The 1,012-nt window shown below is 56.8% G+C and carries 1 pseudogene; it reads right to left on the bottom strand.

Annotated elements, in window-relative coordinates:
• A pseudogene (locus ACXJ7R_RS34185) lies at nt 1–385 on the bottom strand (beta-mannosidase); the annotation flags it as partial.
• Nucleotides 386–1,012 lie beyond the last annotated feature (627 nt).

A 1,012-nucleotide genomic window follows, 5' to 3' on the forward strand; every position in this document is an offset into this window, starting at 1 on the left:
GGCAGATTGCCTGCATGTTGGCGTCATACTTGCCGCTCAATATGCCGTTGCGCAGTTCGGTCGGAGTGATGCGCCAGTCCTTCGACCAGGTCCACGGCTCGATGGTGATCAACAGCGATCGGTTTCGCTGAAGGGCATAGGCGTCGGCCAGGGGAAGGCTCGCCAGGTCGACGTCTTCCCAGGGCAGGAACAACTCTTCGATGCTGGCGCTCTTGTCGGCGCTGAAGTCACCGTAGGGATCATAGGATCCGAACGCCGACGCGGCGCTGCTCGTCTGAACGGGGTCGGTCGTGGCCACGGAGCCGGCGCTTCCCGCAGTGGGGAACGCGGCGCTTGCGCCCAATACAAGCGCGATCGCAAGTGCGTTTGCTGTGGTGTGTTTCATGTTTTATACTCCCATAGCTTCAACATCCTGCGGAAGTTGAAGCCTCGCCCGTGCGCGCCGATGCTTGATCGACACGACTACCCAACCGATCGGCAATACTGGTGGAATCCGCGGGATTTCTGAGCGACCATAGGCGGGTGTGCGAACCTTCGCACAGAGCCCACCAAACGATTATCTATCTCTCAGGCGCCGACATAGACGCGCTATAGAGAGAAGGTTCGCCGCGATACTCACAAATTCGCGCCAATATCCCGATATATCATCCCAGGCTAATTTAAGAGCCGGTCGCGGCCAGGAGTCAAGCGCAATTAACGGTTGCTTAACCCTGTCTTTCACAACATGGTTAACGCTGCTCTCGAGCCTGATCGCGACCGGAAAGCCTCGACCCCACAGCGAACTTCCGACACAAGAAAACTTTGCCGGCTCGTCATTTCTGGGCTGCGTCGGTCGCGGTTATTCCCCTCCCGATTCAAGGTGTTAGGTTAACCAGATCTCAAGAATCATGGTTAACGAACGCTTAATTTAGTTGACTCTAACAAGGCGCGGACTGATTCTGTCGCCGGGATTTGAGAGCTTTCAGCCATCTGTCGGCGGAGAGCCCAAAGTGGCGGCGGGTAAGTGTATGAG

This window comes from Mesorhizobium sp. P5_C1 (assembly GCF_054049815.1).